Below are 17,970 nucleotides of genomic sequence, written 5' to 3'. Positions count from 1 at the left end.
TGCATGTCCTTTGTGCATGCTAAGACGCTGCGTTAGCTGGCGCACAGCAGCGCCGCCGCAGGCATGCGACGCTGGACGCATGACCAGTCCACATGCCCAAGCCCTCGTCACGCTCGGCCGCTACCTGCGCGAGCACGATTACCGCTTTATTACGGTAAGCCCGTCCACGCACCGCCGCATCAACCGCCGCCCCGGCAACGAGCGCGCCCATGATTTGCGCGGCATCTTCGGCTGGAGCCGCCCCTTCGCGCCAGAGGATGTTGCGCCGGAACTGCTGGCCCTGATGCACGAAGCCCGCATCGTCGCGCCCGACGGCGCCCTGCTGCGCTCGACGCTGCGCGCCTCGACGCTGGGCGAACTGCTGGTGTTCCACTCGGCCTACCCGACCACCGACGAGGACGCGGTCTTCTTCGGTCCCGACACCTACCGCTTCGTCGGCACCATGGGGCGCGCCTTCCCCTGGCTCGGCTCGGGGCCGACCCGGGCGCTGGATATCGGCTGCGGCGGCGGCGCCGGGGCGCTGGCGATCGCGCGCCATTTCCCGCATGCCGAAGTGACCGGGGCCGACATCAATACCCGGGCGCTGGCCCTGACGGTGGTGAATGCGCAGTTGGCCGGGCTCGACAACCTGCACGCCTGCCACAGCAACCTGTTCGACAGCCTGGACGGCGACTTCGACCTGATCGTCTCGAACCCGCCATACGTGCTCGACCCCTGCGAACTGCCCTACCGCCACGGCGGCGGCATGCACGGCGCCGAACTGTCGGTACAGATCGTGAAGGAAAGCCTGGGACGGCTGCGCCGCGGCGGCAGCCTGATGCTGTACACCGGCGTGGCGATCACCGGCGCCGCCGACGCGTTCCTGGAAGCGATCCGGCCGGCCCTGGAGGCCCAGTGCGGCCACTGGAGCTACGAGGAGCTGGACCCGGACATCTTCGGCGGCCAGTTGGGCGAGCCGGGCTACGAGGAGGTGGAACGGATCGCGGCGGTGTGGCTGCACGCAATCAGGCACTGAGCCGTTTGATGAACCAGGCGCATGAATCGCCACTGCGATTCATGCGGCCGCGACATTAATTAAAGCGCCCGGCCGGGCTGCCCAGGCTGTAGCGCCCCGCCCCCAGGAAGGCCAGCGCGATCGCGCTGCCCAGGTACATGCCCTGCAGTTCCAGCGCCCAGCCGCCGGTATCGGACAGGGTGAAGAATTCGCCGGTGTGCACCAGCAGCAGCGCGACCACCATGTTGATCGCCACGATGATGACCGCCGCGCGCGTGTACAGGCCCACCAGGATCAGCAGCGGCGCCACGACTTCGCCGATATACACGCCGTAGGCGAACAGCTCCGGCAATCCCGCCTTCTGCAGCATGTCGGCAATGAAGCCGACGCCACCACTGATCTTGGAAAAACCGTGGAACAGCAGCAAGACCGCAAGCACGATGCGCAAGATCAGCTTGCCGAGGTCGTCGTGGCTGCGATGGACGGGTGTGGTCTGCATGGTCGCCTCCGGGGATGGATGCTCGAGCATAGCACCGTCGCGCGGCAGGCCGGGCACGCCAGGATGTCCGCTCAGCCGGCCGGTTCGGCGGCCGCCAGGGACTGCAGCATGGGCAGCACCCGGTCCAGGCTGGCCACCTCGAAGGTGGGCAGCGCCGCCGTGTCATTGCTCAGGCGGTCCGGGTTGAACCAGCAGCTGTCGATGCCGAAACGGTTGGCGCCGAGAATGTCGGCGTCGAGCCGGTCGCCGACGATGATGGTGTCGTCTTTGGCAAACGGCCGGGCGCGCGCCATCCGCACGGCATACTCGAAGAAGCGCGGGTCCGGCTTGGCGTGGCCGCAGGCTTCCGAGGTCGCGACAAACGCAATGTAGTCGCCCAGGCCCGAACTGGCGATGCGCCGGTGCTGGATCTGCTGCACGCCGTTGGTGATCACCCCGATCTCGCCGACCGCGCTCAGCGCGGCGCACAGGGGCCCGGCGCCCTCGACCAGCACCACCGTCTCCGACAGCGATTCCAGGTAGAGCGCACTGGCCTGCTCCGGGTCCAGCGCCAGGCCGTTCTGCGCGAACGTGCGGCGGAAGCGCTCGACCTTGAGCAGCTCCTTCGACACCGTACCCGCCTCGAAGGCGCGCCAGAGCGCCATATTGATCGCCTGGTACTGCTGGAACAGCCCCTCGGCCGGTCCGTCGACGCCGAGCGCGCGCACGGTGCGCAGGAAAGAAAGCCGTTCCGAGGCCCGGAAATCGAGCAGGGTGTCGTCCAGGTCGAAGAGGAATAATCGGTGTTTCACTGTTGCCGCCAACCATAGTTGCCAAGCTGCATGGTAGCACGCACTCCCCGACGGTATCGCGGCCTGCGTCCCGCCGGTCCCGGCTTTTGCCCCGCTCGTCCCTGCGGCGCGTCGATCCGTCGGATTCGCCGTGCGCCGCGCCGGGCGCGGCGGCAAACTGCGGTTTTTCGACTGGCGAAAGATATCCAATGGACAAGTTACTGGCAGTACTGTGCCTGGCCGGAGCAGCCACCGCGCCGGTGGCTGCGGCAGCGGAACCGGCGCCGGAACCGGCGCAGGAACGGCTCGCAGCCGAGATCACCGCGGCCGACGCGCGCCTGTTCGGGGGGCTGAACGATCGCGATATTGCGCCGCTCAAGGCCGGCTTCAGCCCGCGCCTCGAGTTCTACCACGACAGCAGCGGTCTCACCGGTTATGCCGAGAACATCGCCATCTTCGAGAAGAACTTCCGGGCGCCGAACCGGATCCGGCGTGTCGCCATGCCGGAAACCGTGGCCATCTTCCCGGCCGGCCCCATGCATGCCATGCATATCGGGAAACACCGTTTCTGCAACAGGCCCACGCCGACGGCCGCCGAGGAATGTTCGGTCTATGGCTTCTCGATGGTGTGGGAACGCGACAAAGGGGATTGGAAGCTGCTGCGCGTGCTAAGCTACGGCCATTGACGGCGCGCCGCGGGAACACGCGGCGCGCGACAGTTGTCCAACTCCTTCACCGGTCCAGTCCGGGGCCGGGATCCGCGCATGGGGAGGCGAAGGTGAGGTGTCACAAACCCGCTTCGGCTGCAGGCACGCTGGTGGCCATGCTGGCGGCGCTGCTGGCAGTGCTGCTGGCACTACTGCCATCCACGCCGGCATCCGCTTTCGCGCCTGCCATCGCACCCCGCCCCGTGGCCGTCGGCCTCATCACCATCGATGGCGCCATCGGCCCGGCCAGCGCCGACCACGTGGTGCGCGGCATCCAGCGTTCGGCAACGCTCGGCCACAGCCTGCTGATCCTCCAGATGGACACGCCGGGCGGCCTCGACACCTCGATGCGCAGCATGATCAAGGCCATCCTGGCCTCCCCCGTGCCGGTGGTCGCCTGGGTGGCGCCCAGCGGCGCGCGCGCCGCCAGCGCCGGCACCTATATCCTGTATGCGAGCCACGTCGCCGCCATGGCGCCCGGCACCAACGTCGGCGCGGCCACCCCGGTCGAGATCGGGCTGTCGCCGCCCGCCCCCGCCGGACAGCCGCCCGCCGCCGACGGCAAGAAAGACGCGCCGCCCCGTGCGGAGCCGGCCTCGCCCATGGCCGCCAAGCAGATGAACGATGCCGCCGCCTACCTGCGCGGCCTGGCCCAGCTGCGCGGGCGCAACGCCGACTGGGCCGAGCGCGCGGTGCGCGAATCGGTCAGCCTCACCGCCGAGGAAGCCCTGCGCATGCAAGTCATCGACGTGCTGGCCCCGGACGTCGCGACCCTGCTGGCCCGCCTCGACGGCCGCACCGTCGACGTGCTGGGCCAGCCGCGGCGCCTGGCCACGCAGGGCGCCGCGCTCAACGCATACGCACCCGACTGGCGCACCGGCGTCCTGGGAGCGATCGCCAATCCCAGCGTCGCCCTGCTCCTCATGACGATCGGCATCTACGGCCTGGTATTCGAGTTCATGAATCCGGGCGCGATCGCACCGGGCGTCATCGGTGCGATCTGCCTGCTGCTCGGCCTGTACGCCCTGCAGCTGCTGCCGGTGAACTATGCCGGCCTGGCCCTGATCGTGCTGGGCCTGGCCTTCATGGGCGCCGAGGCCTTCCTGCCCAGTTTCGGCATCCTCGGCCTGGGCGGCATCGCCGCCTTCGTCGCGGGCGCGCTGATGCTGATCGACACCGAACTGCCCGGCTACGGCATCCCGCCCGGCCTGGTCGGCACGCTGGCGATCGGCAGCGCCCTGCTGCTGTTCGGGATCGTACGGCTGGCGCTCAGGACCCGCCGCCTTCCGGTCGCCAGCGGCGCCGCCGCCATGATCGGCGCCCTGTGCACCGTGGAACGGACGCGCCGGCACCACCCCCACGAAGCATGGGTGCGGATCGAAGGCGAGTTGTGGCAGGCCGTCTGCAGCAGCCCCCTGCATCCGGAGCAGATCGTCCGCGTCGTCGGCCGCAACGGCCTGCGGCTGGAAGTCGTTCCCCACACCGACAACACCAACATCTTCCAGGAGTACCCATGATCCCCGGATTCAGTATCGGCTTGGCCGCCCTCTTCATCCTGTTGCTGGCACTGCTGGCGTCGTCGATCCGCGTGCTGCGCGAATACGAGCGCGGCGTCGTGTTCCAGCTCGGCCGTTTCGTGGGCGTGAAGGGTCCGGGCCTGATCATCCTGATCCCGGTCCTGCAGCAGATGGTGCGGGTCGACCTGCGCACCATCGTGCTCGACGTGCCGACCCAGGACGTGATCTCGCGCGACAACGTCTCGGTCAAGGTCAACGCGGTGATCTACTTCCGCGTGGTCGATCCCGAGCGCGCCATCATCCAGGTCGCCAACTTCATGGAGGCCACCAGCCAGCTGGCCCAGACCACCCTGCGCTCCGTGCTGGGCAAGCACGAGCTCGACGAGATGCTGGCCGAACGCGAGCGCCTCAACCTCGACATCCAGCAAGTGCTCGACGCCCAGACCGACGCCTGGGGCATCAAGGTGGCCAACGTCGAGATCAAGCACGTCGACCTCGACGAATCGATGGTGCGCGCCATCGCCCGCCAGGCCGAGGCCGAGCGCGAGCGGCGGGCCAAGGTGATCCACGCCGAAGGCGAATTGCAGGCCTCGGAAAAACTGCAGCAGGCCGCACAGGTCCTGGCAAAGCAGCCGGGCGCGATGCAGTTGCGCTACCTGCAGACCCTCAGTTCGATCGCCGGCGACAGATCCTCGACCATCGTCTTCCCGCTGCCGGTGGACGTGCTGGCAGGCGTGCTGGGGGGTTCGCTCAAGAGTCGCGACTGAGCTGCCGATCGCGCAGCCGGCACTTCGCGCAGGTTCCGCGCAGGTTTGCTCAAGATCCTGAGTGTTCCGGCCCAATCGCTTGACCCATCACGCGAATCGGCGGGTAATGGCATACTGGTCAATACAGCCAGCGCTGTCCCTACCGAGAGAGAGCCGATTGAGAGACTTCAACGTATCGCTGAACCACCCCTTGCGCGTGCCGCTTGCGGCAGAACTCCATTCGCGGCCCTTCATGCGGCTCGACGGCCCCGAGGCGATCACCCACCTGGCGGTCTGCCACGGCGGCGAAGCCGGGCCGCCGCAGGCGCATTCCCAGCACCAGTTGCTGGCCGGGCTGTGCGGGCATTTCGGCGTCGCCGCTCCGGGCCCGGGCAGCAACCACTTCTACCACGACTTCGGCAGCTTCCGCCTGAAATGGGAATGCCATACCGAATTCGCGACCTACACCGTGGCCTCGCCCCTGTCGCCGCAACTGGCGGTGCACGAGGCCTTCGCCCACATGCCGCTGTCCTACCTGCCGGCGGTCTGGCTGGGGAGCCTGGAAGGCAGCCTGATGGCGGCCGCCCACGTGGTCCTGGTCAAGGGCGAGGCCGATGCCGCGCGCCTGAGCGCGGTATTCGAGCGCAGCGGGCTGGCCGGCTCCTCGGTCATGCAGGGCGCGGAACTGTGGACCGATTTCGCCATCCAGGCCGACGGCTTCAGCCGCTTCGTGATCCGCGACCTCGGCATGCGCCACCTGCAGGGCGGCCGCCTGGTACAGCGCCTGCTCGAGATCGAAACCTACCGCATGATGGCCCTGCTCGGGCTGCCGGCCGCGCGCACGGTGGGCATGGAGCTCGACCGCATCGAGGCCGAGCTCGCCGGCCTGGCCAGCGCCATGGTCGCCACCGACATGGCGCCCGATGCAGGGGCGCAGGACGAGCAGCGCCTGCTGGAGCAGATCACCCGGCTGGCCGCACGCCTGGAAAAGCTGGTGCTCGACAACGGCTACCGCTTCTCGGCCTCGAAGGCCTATTTCGGCATCGTCAAGGCGCGCATCGAGGAATTGCGCGAAACCCGCATCGAGGGCACGCCCACCGTGGAAGAATTCATGGAACGCCGGCTGGCCCCGGCGATGCACACCTGCGACGCGGTCAGCGCGCGCCAGGAGGCCCTGGGACGGCGCATCGCCGACAGCAACGACCTGCTGCGTACCCGGGTCGGCATCGCGCAGGAACTGCAGAACCGCCGCATCCTGGAATCGATGAACGCCCGCGCCGCCCAGCAGTTGCGCCTGCAGCTGGCGGTCGAAGGCCTGTCGGTGGCCGCGATTTCCTACTACCTGGTGGGCCTGCTCGGCTACGCCGGCAAGGCGGCCAAGGCGGCCGGCCTGCCGCTCGATCCGGACCTGGCGCTGGGCGTGCTGGTGCCGATCGTGGCCGCCGGCGTGTGGCTGGCGCAGCGGCGGGTGCACCACCGCATCGGGCGGCGCGGGCACTAGCCAGCCGCGCGCATTTCCGTAGGGTGGTCGGCTTGTCCGACCGCGCGTTCAAATCCCCGATGAATCGTGTCACGGCTACCTGGCAGCCGGTTGAACGCGCGGTCGGCGGAGCCGACCACCCTACAAGCGGAATATCCCTAGCGCGCCAGCAGATGCGGCCCGATATCGCCTACCTTCTGCACGCCGGTCAGGACCATGTTGGTGCGCAGGTCCTTCTCCATGATCGCCAGCAGGCGCTCGACCCCGGCCTGGCCCTGCGTGGCCAGCGCATAGACAAACGCGCGGCCGATCAGCACGCCGTCCGCGCCCAGCGCCAGCATGCGGAACACGTCGGTCCCGGTGCGCACCCCGCCGTCGGCGAAGATCGCCATCTTGCCTTTCACTTCGGCGGCGATGCCGGGCAGCGCGCTGGCCGTGGACGGCGCCCCGTCCAGCTGGCGCCCGCCGTGGTTCGACACCACGATGCCATCGGCGCCGAAGGCCAGCGCAGCGCGCGCGTCTTCCGGGTCGAGGATGCCCTTGATGACCAGCTTGCCCTGCCACTCGTCGCGGATCCACTGCAGGTCGGGCCAGGCGATGCCGGGGTCGAAGTTCGCTCCCAGCCAGCCGATGTAGTCGGCCAGGCCGGTGGCGTTGCCGCGGTAGGCCGAGATGTTGCCGAGGTCGTGCGGGCGCCCCAGCACGCCCACGTCCAGCGCCCAGCGCGGATGGGTGACGGCCTGCAGCACGCGCCGCAGCGGGCCGTTCGGACCGCTCATGCCGCTGTGGGCGTCGCGGTAGCGTGCGCCCGGCACCGGCATGTCCACCGTGAACACCAGGGTGGTGGCGCCCAGCTCCCAGGCGCGGCGCATCACGTCGCGCATGAAGCCGCGGTCCTTCAGTACGTACAGCTGGAACCAGATCGGCTGCGCGGCCTGGGCCGCCACCTCGGCCAGCGGACACACCGACACGGTGGACTGGATGAAGGGGATGTTGCGCCGGCAGGCGGCGCGCACCGCCTGCACCTCGCCGCGCCGCGCATACATGCCGGTCAGGCCGACCGGCGCCAGCGCGATCGGCAAGGCATAATCCTGGCCGAACCACTGCACGCCCAGGTCCAGCTGCTCGGACCCGCGCAGCACGCGCTGGCGCAGCTTGACCGCCTGCAGGTCGTCGACATTGCTGCGCAGGGTCTGCTCGGCGCCGGCGCCGCCATCGAGGTAATGGAACAGGAAGGGCGGCAGCCGGCGGCGGGCCGCTTCGCGGAAGTCGGTGGCGGACGAGATGATCATGTAGGGAAGAGATGTGCGAATCGAATGCGCACAGTGTATGCCGCGGCGCGCATCAGCGTCCATCGCCGGCCACGGATCGATCAGCGCGTTGATCGGCGCGTTGATGGGCGCGTTGATCGGTCGGTGATCGGCCGATGATCACAAGCCGCGCCGGCGCGCGCTGCGCGCCCCGCTGTATGGACAGCCGGCCGCATTCGCTCACGCGCCTGATTAAATGGGGCCTGCGACAACCGGCTGGTTGACACTGCCGCCGTGGCAAATGAATACTCGAATGCAGGCTCCTCGACCAGCGACCAGGACACCATGGCATCCAACACAGACACATCCACGCTGCAGCGCAGCATCGGCCTCGGCCTGCTGGCCCTTGCCTGCAGCGCCTGCAGCACGACAGGCACCCAATCCGCCGCTACGCAGGCCGCCCGCACCGGGCCCGGCGACAGGCAGCTCGAACGGCTCGACCGCGGCGTGCTCGCACTGCGCACCGACGACGGCAACTTCGTGAGCTGGCGCGCCCTCGGCCAGGACGACCCGGCCACCACCTTCAACGTCTACCGCGACGGCGTGCGCATCAACGGGCAGCCGCTGGCCGCCACCAACCTGGTCGACGCCGGCGCACGCCCGGGCGCGGCCTACAGCGTGCGCGCAGTGCACGAGGGGCGCGAGCGCGCGGACGCCGCCGCACCGGTGGCGGCCTGGCCGCAGTCCTTCCTGCGCATCCCCCTGCGCAAGCCGGCGGACGGCGTCACGCCCTCCGGCGAAGCCTACAGCTACGGGGTGAACGACGGTTCGGCCGCCGACCTCGACGGCGACGGGCGCTATGAGCTCTTGGTGAAGTGGCAGCCGACCAACGCGCACGACAACTCGCACAGGGGCTACACCGGCCCGACCTACATCGACGCCTACCGCATGGACGGGACCTTCATGTGGCGCATCGACCTGGGCAGGAACATCCGCGCCGGCGCCCACTACACCACCTTCCTCGCCTACGACTTCGACGGCGACGGCCGCGCCGAAGTCATGATGAAGACCGCCGACGGCAGCGTCGACGGCCAGGGCAGGATCATCGGCGACGCCGGGGCCGACTACCGCAACCAGGACGGCTTCATCCTGGACGGGCCCGAATTCCTGACCGTGTTCGACGGCCGCAGCGGCGCCGCGCTGGCCAGCAGCGCCTACCTGCCGGCGCGCGGCGGGGTCGGGGAGGCCTGGGGCGACAGCCGGGGCAACCGGGTCGACCGCTTCCTGGGCGGGGTCGCCTACCTCGACGGCAAGCGGCCGAGCGCCGTGTTCGCGCGCGGCTACTACACGCGCGCCGTGCTGGCGGCCTGGGACTGGCGCGACGGCAAGCTGTCGCAGCGCTGGGTGTTCGACAGCGACACGCCGGGAAACCAGGACGTGGCCGGCCAGGGCGCGCACTGGATGGCGGTGGCCGACGCCGACGGCGACGGCCGCGACGACATCGTCTACGGCGCCGCCACCATCAGGAGCGACGGCAGCAAGATGTACTCGACCGGGCTGTGCCACGGCGACGCCCTCCACGTCGGCAAGCACGACCCGAGCCTGCCCGGCCTGCAGGTGTTCATGGTGCACGAGTCGCCCAAGTGCTACCAGGGCAACGCGGTCGAGATGCACGATGCCGCCACCGGCAAGATCCTGTGGGGCGTCCCGAGCGGCATCGACGTCGGCCGCGGCATCTGCATGGACATCGACGCCGCCCATCCGGGCAACGAATGCTGGGCTGCCGTCGGCGGCATCACCGATCCGGCCGGCGGCCTGGTGAATGCCAAGGGCGTCCAGATTTCCCCGGTGCGTCCGCGCGCCTTCAACTTCGGCCTGTGGTGGGACGGCGACCTGCTGCGCGAGTCGCTCGACGGTACCAGGATCGAGAAATGGAACCCGCAGGCCCGGCGCCTCGAACCGGTGCTGGACGGCGCCGCGCAGGGCGCCGCCTCCAACAACGGCACCAAGGCCAATCCGGTGCTGTCGGCCGACCTGTTCGGCGACTGGCGCGAGGAAGTGGTCTGGCGCAGCAAGCAGGACGATGCGCTGCTGGTGTTCAGCACCACCGTGCCGACCCGCCACCGCCTGCCGACCCTGATGCACGACAGTCAATACCGGGTACAGGTGGCGGCCCAGAACGCCGGCTACAACCAGCCGCCGCACCCGAGCTTCTTCCTCGGCGAAGGCATGACGCCGCCGCAGTCGACCAATCAACCTTGAATACGCTCCCAGACATGAACCGACGCCTTACCGCCACCGCCCTCACTGCCCTCTCTGCCCTGTTCACCGTCGGCGCCGCCGCCAGCGCCGCCGAACGCCTGACGGTCACCGTCAGCCACACCCTCGACATCGCCCGCCCGGCCGAGACCATCGCCATTCCCTGGACCAAGGTCAGCGAAGCCCTTCCGCAAGCGCTGAACCAGCAACTGGTGGTCAAGGACGCCGCCGGCCGCGTCCTGCCCTACCAGGTCACCAACATCGCCCCTACCGGCAAGGATCCGAAGTTCATCGGCGCCGCCTATGGCGAACTGCTGTTCCAGGTCGGCTTCAGGCCGGGCGAGAAGCGCACCACCGTCACCATCGAGAAGGCCGGCGCCACCGTGCCGCCCTTCCCGGCCAGGACCTATGCGCGCTTCGTGCAGGAACGCCTCGACGACTTCGCCTGGGAGAGCGACAAGCTGGCCCATCGCGCGTACGGCCCGGCGCTGGCCGCGCCGGCGCCTGCGGGCAGCGACAAGGAAGTGCTGGTCACCAGCGGCATGGACATCTGGTTCAAGCGCGTCCCGTATCCGATCGTCGACCGCTGGTACAACATCGGCCACGACCACTACCACGTCGACGAAGGCGAAGGCATCGACATGTACAACGTCGGCACCACCCGCGGCGCGGGCGGCACCGGCATCTGGAACGGCAAGCAGCTGTTCGTCGGCAGCAACTACAAGAGCTGGAAGATCCTGGCCAACGGCCCGGTGCGCACCGTGTTCGAGCTCCATTACGACGGCTGGGACGCCGCCGGCGTCCAGGTCTCCGAGGTCAAGCGCTTTACCGTGGACGCGGGCCGCTACTTCGACCGCATCGACAGCACCTTCAGCTTCGCCGGCCCGCAACAACTCACCGCCGCCGTGGGCCTGAACAAGCGGCCCAGCGACAAGGGCCAGGAAGTGAAGGTCGACTTCAGCCAGGACAGGCAGGACGGCAGCCTGGTGCAATGGGTCACCCAGAAAAGCTTCGGCGACTTCGGCGTAGCGCTGATCGTGCCGAACGCCTCCGGCTTCGCCGCCGACGAACGCAACGCGCTGGTGACGGTCCCGGTGGCTTCCGGCCAGCCGGTGCACTACCACGTGGGCGCGGCCTGGACCCGCGGCAGCCCCTTCGCCACCCAGGCCGACTGGCGGCGTCACGTCGCCGAGGAAGCCGCGCGCCTGCGCGCGCCGGTGGCGGTCAGCCTGTCCGCGAGCCGCTGAGATGGCTCCGCTGTCCCGCCGCAACTTCTTCAAGACCGGCGCCCTGGCCGCGGCGCTGCCCTTCGGCGTGCGCGCCGCCCAGGCCGCATCGACTTCGCAGCCGGCGCCGGCGCCGGCGTCCCCGACGGTCGCCGACCTGAGCTGGCTGGAAGGCGCGCCGGCCCTGATGGCCGGCACCACCTTCGGCGTACCCTGGCCACGCGGGGCCCTGCGCAAGGACCAGGCCTTCGCCCTGTCCGCCGTCGGCGGGTCCGGCGGCGAGCTGGCCTGCCAGAGCTGGCCGATCGCCTACTGGCCGGACGGCTCGCTGAAATGGACCGCGCACGCTCTGCCGGCCCAGGGAGCGATGCCGGCCCGCCTGCAAGTACGTCCCGGCAAGGCGCACCTGCCGGCCCAGGCGCTGGCGATCGTCGAGCGCCCCGACGCGATCGTGGTCGACACCGGCGTCATCGTATGTACCGTCCCGCGCCAGGGCGGCGAGATCATCCGCAGCATCCGGCGCAATGCTGGCGGCGGCGGCGGGCGCGACATCGCACGCGCCGCCAGGCTGGTCGCCCTGAGCGACGACCAGCCGGACGGCGGCGACGGCACTACCCGCCACAGCGCATACCAAAGCCGGCTCACCCGCGTGTCGCTCGAGCAGCGCGGCCCGGTGCGCAGCGTCGTGAAACTCGAGGGCATGCACCGCGCGCTGGAGGGCAGCCGCTCCTGGCTGCCGTTCACCGTGCGCCTGTACTTCTACGCCGGCGCCGAATCGGTACGCATCATGCACAGCTTCGTGTTCGACGGCGACGAGCAGAAAGACTTCCTGCGCGGGATCGGGCTGCGCTTCGATGTGCCGCTGCCTGACGAGCCGCACAACCGCCACGTGCGCTTCGGCGGCGAGGCCGGCGGCCTGTGGGCCGAAGGCGTGCGCAACCTCACCGGCCTGCGGCGCGACCCGGGCGAAGCGGTACGCAAGGCCCAGCTGGCCGGCCAGGGAATCGCCACGCCCGAGATCGCCGAACGGGTGCGCAAGAACATGCAATACGTTCCGGCCTGGGGCGACTACAGCCTGTCGCAGCTGTCTCCCGACAGCTTCCGCATCCGCAAGCGCACCAAGGCGGGCCATGGCTGGATCGACGCCGCCTGGGGCAGGCGCGCGCCGGGCCTCGGCTACATCGGCGGCGCGGGCGGCGGCGTGGCCTTCGGCATGCGCGACTTCTGGCAGCGCCACCCGACCCAGCTCGACATCCGCGACGCCCACACGGACGCGGCCCAGGTCACCTTGTGGATGTGGTCCCCCGACGCGCCGGCGATGGACCTGCGCTTCTACCATGACGGCATGGGCATGGACACCCACCCCGAGGAACTGCAGGCGCTGGACATCACCTACGAGGATTACGAAAAAGGTTTCGGCACCCCGGTCGGCGTCGCCCGCAGCAGCGAATTGACCCTGTGGGCGCTGGACGCGACCCCGGCGCGCGAGCGCCTGGTGCAGATGGCGACGCAGGTCCAGACGCCGCCGCAGCTGGTGGCGGCGCCCGCCCACATCCTGGCCACCCGCGTGTTCGGCAACATGTGGGCCCTGCCCGACCGCTCGACCCCGGCCAAGGCCGCCATCGAAGACCGGCTCGACGCCCACTTCGACTTCTACCGCAAGGAAGTCGAGCAGCGCCGCTGGTACGGCTTCTGGGACCATGGCGACGTGCGCCACACCTACGACGCCGATCGCCACGAATGGCGCTACGACGTGGGCGGCTACGCCTGGGCCAACTCCGAACTCTCGCCCGACCTGTGGCTGTGGTACTCCTTCCTGCGCAGCGGCCGCGCCGACATCTTCCGCATGGGCGAAGCGATGGTGCGCCACACCAGCGACGTCGACACCTATCACCTGGGCCGCTTCGCCGGGCTGGGCTCGCGCCACAACGTCCAGCATTGGGGCTGCAGCGCCAAGCAGGTGCGCATCAGCACCGCGGTCTACCGCCGCATGTATTACTACCTGACCGCGGACGAGCGCATCGGCGACGTGATGCGCGAGACCCTCGACGCCGACCGGCGCCTGGACGCCGTCGATCCGGTGCGCAAGCTGGCCGACCAGCCACCCAAGGGCCCCTACCCGGTGCGCGCCAGCTTCGGCACCGACTGGGCCTCGCTGGCCGCCAACTGGCTGACCGAATGGGAACGCAGCGGCAGCATCAAGTATCGCGACAAGATCCTGACCGGCATGCGCGACATCGCCGCCATGCCGCACGGCTTCTTCAATGCCGAACGCATGGGCTACGAGCCGGACAGCGGCCACCTGCACAACATGATCGGCGACGGCGTGGCCGCCTCGCACCTGAACGCGGTGTTCGGCGCGGTCGAGATCTTCGACGAGCTGATCAACCTTACCGGCGACCAGGCCTTCGAGCAGGCCTGGCTCGCCTATTGCGAGCTGTACAACGCGCCGAGCGAGGAGCAGCGCCGCCGCCTCGGCAAGACGCATGGCGGCACCGATGCGCTCTACCTCGGCAATTCGCGCATGACGGCCTACGCGGCCTGGAAACGCAAGGACCCCGTTCTGGCGCGCCGCGCCTGGCAGGAATTCACCGGCGGCAAGCGGCCCTATCCGGCATTCGCACCGCAGCGTGTCGATGGCGCAGCCGTGCTCAGGCCGGTGAACGAAGTGCCATGGGTGACCACCAACGACACGGCGCAGTGGGGCCTGGCCGCGATCCAGAACCTGGCCCTGATCGGCGACGCCCTGCCGGCCTCCTGAACGACAAACGGACAAGACCATGACACCAACGCTCAAGCGCTCCCTGTGCGCCCTCGCCGCCGCCGGCCTGCTGGCGGGCTGCGCCTCCCAGCCGCAAGCCGGGCAGGCCCTGCGCTTCGCCTTCGGCGGCGCGGCGCCGGGCGGCTACACGCCGGTGTCCCCGGACACGACCTATGACGCCGCGCGGGGCTACGGCTTCGAGCCGGGCGCGCCCCGGGGCAGCTATTTTTCGGTCGACCTCCCCGAGGGGAACTACCGCGTCACGGTTACCCTGGGCGACGATGCGGGGCCGGGCACCACGACCATCAAATCCGAACTGCGCCGCCTGATGCTGGAGAACGTGCAGACCGCGCCGGGACAGAAACTGGAGCGCAGCTTCATCGTCAATGTGCGCACGCCGCGGATCCCGGCAGCGGCCGGCGTCGCCGCGGGCGAAGTCAAGCTCAACGTCCCACGCGAGACCGTCGCGGAAGCCTGGGCCTGGGACGGGCGCCTGACCCTGGAATTCAGCGGCAGCCGCCCGGCCGTACGCAGCGTGGAGATCGCCAAGGTAGAGGTGCCGACCCTGTTCCTGCTGGGCGACTCCACCGTCAGCGACCAGCCGGGAGAGCCCTACAACAGCTGGGGCCAGATGCTGCCGCGCTTCTTCAAGCCCGCGGTGGCCGTGGCCAACTATGCGCAGTCGGGCGAGACCTACCGCGATTCGCTCGCCAAGCGCCGCATCGACAAGATCCTCACCCAGATGAAGCCCGGGGACACGCTCTTGATGCAGTACGGTCACAACGACCAGAAGCAGATCGCCGCCGGCAAGGGCGGCCCTTTCACCACCTACAAGGCCGAGATCAAGACCCACGTCGAGATGGTGCGCGCCAGGGGCGGCCTGCCGGTCATCGTCTCGTCCATGGAGCGCCGCCGCTTCGACGACGCGGGCCGGGTGGTGCCGACCCTGAGCGACTATGCCGAAGCGGCGCGCCAGTCGGCCCGGGAACTGGGCGTGCCCTTTATCGACCTGCATGCGATGAGCCAGACCATGTACGCGGCGCTCGGGGTCGAGGGCTCGAAGGCCGCGTTCGCCCTGCCGGCCCCGAAACCGCTGGACAACACCCACCACAACAACTACGGCAGCTATGAGCTGGCCAAGGCCGTCGTGCTCGGCATGCGCCGCGCCGGGCTGCCGGTCGCCAGCCAGGTGGTCGACGATTTCGCCTTCGACCCGGCCCACCCCGACCCGGTCGCACAGTTCGCCGTGCCGCCGAGCCCGGGCCGCACCCAGGAACGTCCGCTCGGCGACGAGGACCGGCGCGACCCGCGGGCCGCCAAATGAGGCGCCGGGCTGCGCTGGGCGCGCTGGCCGGCGGCGCCCTGCTGGCCGGCTGCGCGCGGCTGCGTACCAAAGCGAGCGACGAGGCCTACCTGTTCGCCTATTTCACCGGCAACGGCGCCGACGGCCTGCACCTGGCCGCCAGCCACGACGGCTACGCATGGGAAGCCTTGCACGGCGGCGCCAGCCTGCTGGCGCCCACCGTGGGCACGAAACTGATGCGCGACCCGAGCCTGGTGCGCGGGCCGGACGGCCTGTTCCACATGGTCTGGACCAGCGGCTGGAACGACAAGGGCATCGGCTACGCCTCCTCGCCCGACCTGCTGGACTGGTCGCCCCAGCGGCTACTCCCGGTAATGTCGCACGAAGCGGGCGCGCTGAACGCCTGGGCGCCCGAGATCTTCCACGATGCGCGCCGCGGGCACTACCTGATCCTGTGGTCCTCGACCATCCCCGGACGCTTCCCCGACACCGACGGCAAGAGCGAAGAAAAATACAACCACCGCATCTACGCCACCACCACGCGCGACTTCATCGGCTTCACGCCGACACGCCTGTACTACGATCCGGGCTTCTCCGTGATCGACGCCACCCTCGCGCACGCTTTCGGGCGCGACTGGCTGCTGGTGAAGGACGAGACCCGCTATCCGCCAAAGAAGCACCTGCGGGTGGCGCCGGCATCGAACTTCGACGGCCCGTTCGGGCCGCCGGGCGCGCCGATCACCCCGTCCGGGTTATGGAGCGAGGGGCCGAGCGTGCTGCGGGTGGGGGACGAGGTGATCGTGTACTACGACGCCTATACGGCAGGACACTACGGCGCCATGCGTACGCGCGACATGGTGCACTGGGAAGACGTGACGGCCAGATTGCGCTTCCCCGGCGCCGGCACCAGGCAGCGGGTGCGGCACGGAACGGCGTTTGCGGTGTCGGTGGCGCTGCTGGAGCGGATCAGGGCAGCAAGGCCCTGAATCGCAGCGTGGGCGGCTTTGCCGCCCACGCTGCGCTCCGTCAGCGGATACCTTGATACATCAAGCCGCTGTCGTTCAGCCCGAACTTGTACTTCTTGTTCATCTCGATGATCTCGGCCCCGGCCAGCAGTGCCGGGCCGTAGCCGTGCGCGGCCTTCACGCTGGTCGGACGGTAGGCGTAGAAGGCCGGATCGAAGGCCATGCCGGTGCCGACGCAGATGCCTTCGATCTGGCCGTCGGCCGTGACCTTGCTGGCGACCGCGTTCCAGGCGTAGTTGGCCATCGGACCGTACATCGCGGCGTCCACGTAGCCGCGGTTGACCGCGCGTGCGATCGCGTAGGTGTAGATCGCGGTGGCCGAGGTCTCCTGGTAGGTGTCGTTACGGTCGATCAGCTGGTGCCAGAAACCGTCCTTGGTCTGGTACGAGGCCAGGCCCTTGATGTGGGCCTGCAGTTGCGCCAGCACGGCCTGGTAGCCCTTGTGCTCCTTCGGCAGCGCTTCCAGCACCTCGACCATCGCCATCACCGCCCAGCCGTTCGCGCGCGCCCAGTGGAATTCCGGATGGCTGCGCATGCCCTCGACGTAGCCGTGCATGTAGATGCCCAGGTCCGGATTGAACATGCGCTTCGAGAACTGCAGCACCTGGCGCACCGCGTCGTCATAGTACTTGCGCTCGCCCGTGACCTTGCCCAGGTAGGCCATGGTCGGCACGCCCATGAACATGTCGTCCAGCCAGAGGGTGTCCGGCAGCGGACGCATCTTGCGGCCGCCCTTGCCGTCCGGCCCGCCGCGCGCCAGGGTGCCGTCCTTCAGGCGGTACTCGTGCTTGGTGACGAAATCGCCGCAGATGCCGATCATCTGGCTGTAGTCGACCCTGGTGCCGGCCAGCTTGGCCTTCAGGAAGCTGTGGCACAGCGCACCGGCGTCGTCCAGCGCATGCGGGTTCAGGAAGCTCTTGATCGGCGCGTGCGAGTTGGCGGTATCCGCCTTCACCACAGGCAGGTAGGTCTTGGTCAGCTGCGACAGCAGCGCATGGCGCTTGCGGGTGTAGTCGGTGTAGCGCGCGTCGCCGGTAGCCTGGCCCGCGGCCAGCATGCCCAGGTAAGTGACGCCCCACTCGTAGCTGGTCAGGCGGAAGTCGCCGGGCTTGAGCACCGCGTCGGGGTCGGCCTTGCCCAGGTCGGTGATCGCCGAACCGTCGCTCTTGTGGATCAGTTCAGCGGGCGTGGTGCGGTCCAGGTAGGCGAACACGCGGTCCAGCACGGCCTTGACTTCGTTCGCGTCCATCGGCCGGTAGCGGGTCGGGTACTTCACGTCCAGCGCGTGCAGCATGGCGTCGGCCGCGGCCGGGCCCTTTTCCTGGGGCGGCGGGGCTTCCTGCGCCCACGCGTTCGCGGCACCGAAGGCCGGGAACAGGCTGGCCACGAGCAGGCCGATCAGCGCACGGCGCGGCAAGGGGAAATTCATCTTG

14 protein-coding genes are annotated in these 17,970 nt (G+C 69.3%); 10 read left to right on the top strand and 4 right to left on the bottom strand.

Annotated elements, in window-relative coordinates; translation table 11 throughout:
- Nucleotides 1-79 precede the first annotated feature (79 nt).
- Nucleotides 80-1,015, top strand: a complete 936-nt coding sequence (locus tag IM543_09900) for a class I SAM-dependent methyltransferase (protein QOY96107.1) — start codon at nt 80-82, stop codon at nt 1,013-1,015.
- A gap of 55 nt (nt 1,016-1,070) precedes the next feature.
- Here IM543_09900 and IM543_09895 read toward each other — a convergent pair whose 3' ends face one another.
- Together IM543_09895 and IM543_09890 are read right to left on the bottom strand one after the other, a co-directional pair.
- The gene (locus IM543_09895; GenBank protein QOY96106.1) at nt 1,071-1,493 is read right to left on the bottom strand and encodes a DoxX family protein; all 423 of its coding nucleotides are present in this window, start codon (nt 1,491-1,493) and stop codon (nt 1,071-1,073) included.
- A 71-nt stretch (nt 1,494-1,564) separates the two neighbouring features.
- Nucleotides 1,565-2,284, bottom strand: a complete 720-nt coding sequence (locus IM543_09890) for a noncanonical pyrimidine nucleotidase, YjjG family (GenBank protein ID QOY96105.1) — start codon at nt 2,282-2,284, stop codon at nt 1,565-1,567.
- Nucleotides 2,285-2,472: 188 nt separating this feature from the next.
- On the opposite strand from IM543_09890, the gene IM543_09885 reads away from it, so the two are divergent.
- The 4 genes from IM543_09885 to IM543_09870 all read left to right on the top strand — a co-directional run bounded on the left by IM543_09885 (nt 2,473) and on the right by IM543_09870 (nt 6,734).
- Entirely contained in the window at nt 2,473-2,949 is a 477-nt protein-coding gene (locus IM543_09885; GenBank protein QOY96104.1) for a nuclear transport factor 2 family protein, read from the top strand.
- A gap of 137 nt (nt 2,950-3,086) precedes the next feature.
- The gene (locus IM543_09880; protein ID QOY96608.1) at nt 3,087-4,487 is read left to right on the top strand and encodes a nodulation protein NfeD; all 1,401 of its coding nucleotides are present in this window, start codon (nt 3,087-3,089) and stop codon (nt 4,485-4,487) included.
- Nucleotides 4,484-5,254, top strand: coding sequence for a slipin family protein (locus IM543_09875; protein ID QOY96103.1), 771 nt, complete (start codon nt 4,484-4,486; stop codon nt 5,252-5,254). The genes IM543_09880 and IM543_09875 overlap by 4 nt, the downstream gene beginning before the upstream one ends.
- Nucleotides 5,255-5,360: 106 nt before the next feature.
- Nucleotides 5,361-6,734, top strand: a complete 1,374-nt coding sequence (locus IM543_09870; GenBank protein ID QOY96102.1) for a DUF3422 domain-containing protein — start codon at nt 5,361-5,363, stop codon at nt 6,732-6,734.
- 137 nt (nt 6,735-6,871) lie between these two features.
- On the opposite strand, the gene lldD is transcribed toward IM543_09870, so the two are convergent.
- Entirely contained in the window at nt 6,872-8,005 is a 1,134-nt protein-coding gene (gene lldD / locus IM543_09865; protein ID QOY96101.1) for an FMN-dependent L-lactate dehydrogenase LldD, read from the bottom strand.
- Between the two features lie 303 nt (nt 8,006-8,308).
- On the opposite strand from lldD, the gene IM543_09860 reads away from it, so the two are divergent.
- The 5 genes from IM543_09860 to IM543_09840 are packed head-to-tail and all read left to right on the top strand — an operon-like array spanning nt 8,309 to nt 16,498.
- Complete coding sequence (locus tag IM543_09860; GenBank protein ID QOY96100.1) at nt 8,309-10,225, top strand: rhamnogalacturonan lyase; 1,917 nt, start codon at nt 8,309-8,311, stop codon at nt 10,223-10,225.
- Between the two features lie 14 nt (nt 10,226-10,239).
- Nucleotides 10,240-11,469 carry a DUF4861 family protein gene (locus tag IM543_09855; GenBank protein QOY96099.1) on the top strand — a complete coding sequence of 410 codons (1,230 nt, stop codon included), beginning with the start codon at nt 10,240-10,242 and terminating at the stop codon, nt 11,467-11,469.
- A gap of 1 nt (nt 11,470) precedes the next feature.
- Entirely contained in the window at nt 11,471-14,209 is a 2,739-nt protein-coding gene (locus tag IM543_09850; protein ID QOY96098.1) for a Tat pathway signal sequence domain protein, read from the top strand.
- Nucleotides 14,210-14,228: 19 nt separating this feature from the next.
- Nucleotides 14,229-15,533, top strand: coding sequence for a rhamnogalacturonan acetylesterase (locus IM543_09845; GenBank protein ID QOY96097.1), 1,305 nt, complete (start codon nt 14,229-14,231; stop codon nt 15,531-15,533).
- On the top strand, nt 15,530-16,498 hold the full coding sequence (locus IM543_09840; GenBank protein QOY96096.1) for a glycoside hydrolase family 43 protein: 969 nt from the start codon (nt 15,530-15,532) through the stop codon (nt 16,496-16,498). The genes IM543_09845 and IM543_09840 overlap by 4 nt, the downstream gene beginning before the upstream one ends.
- Nucleotides 16,499-16,538: 40 nt before the next feature.
- Here the strand turns inward: IM543_09840 and IM543_09835 are convergent, their stop codons facing one another.
- On the bottom strand, nt 16,539-17,966 hold the full coding sequence (locus IM543_09835; protein QOY96095.1) for a glycoside hydrolase family 88 protein: 1,428 nt from the start codon (nt 17,964-17,966) through the stop codon (nt 16,539-16,541).
- Between the last annotated feature and the right edge of the window lie 4 nt (nt 17,967-17,970).

Origin of the sequence: Massilia sp. UMI-21, assembly GCA_015277795.1 — a bacterium.
Lineage (GTDB): Bacteria > Pseudomonadota > Gammaproteobacteria > Burkholderiales > Burkholderiaceae_D > Telluria.
The sequence above is the reverse complement of the archived record's forward strand: the minus strand, read 5'-3'. Positions and strand labels throughout refer to the sequence as shown.